The organism is Secundilactobacillus pentosiphilus (assembly GCF_002217985.1).
GTDB lineage: Bacteria > Bacillota > Bacilli > Lactobacillales > Lactobacillaceae > Secundilactobacillus > Secundilactobacillus pentosiphilus.
The window spans coordinates 1-418 of sequence record NZ_BCMI01000070.1 but is presented as its reverse complement, the minus strand read 5'-3'; the positions used below and the strand labels follow the sequence as shown (position 1 = coordinate 418).

General features: G+C 42.1%; 2 tRNA genes. Both read left to right on the top strand.

The features are described from left to right. Positions 1-121 precede the first annotated feature (121 nt). A tRNA-Ile gene (locus CES81_RS13080) sits at positions 122-195 on the top strand. A 22-nt stretch (positions 196-217) separates the two neighbouring features. Next, positions 218-290, top strand: a tRNA-Ala gene (locus CES81_RS13075). Positions 291-418 lie beyond the last annotated feature (128 nt).

Below are 418 nucleotides of genomic sequence, written 5' to 3'. Positions count from 1 at the left end.
AGCCGTAGGAGAACCTGCGGCTGGATCACCTCCTTTCTAAGGAATAATACGGAAACCTGCACAGGAACAAAACTTTGTTTAGTTTTGAGAGGTCTACTCTCAATTGCATAAAACGCTTTTTGGGCCTATAGCTCAGCTGGTTAGAGCGCACGCCTGATAAGCGTGAGGTCGATGGTTCGAGTCCATTTAGGCCCACTCAACAAACTTTGTTTGTTATGGGGAATTAGCTCAGATGGGAGAGCACCTGCTTTGCAAGCAGGGGGTCAGCGGTTCGATCCCGCTATTCTCCATTGATCCCGTAGGGGATCAAAGAATTGGTTCTTTGAAAACTAGATAATATCAATTTTCTTTTATATTAATTAATTTCATTAATTAAGCCGAGAACACCGCGTATTTTGAGTTTTTTATTAAGTAATGT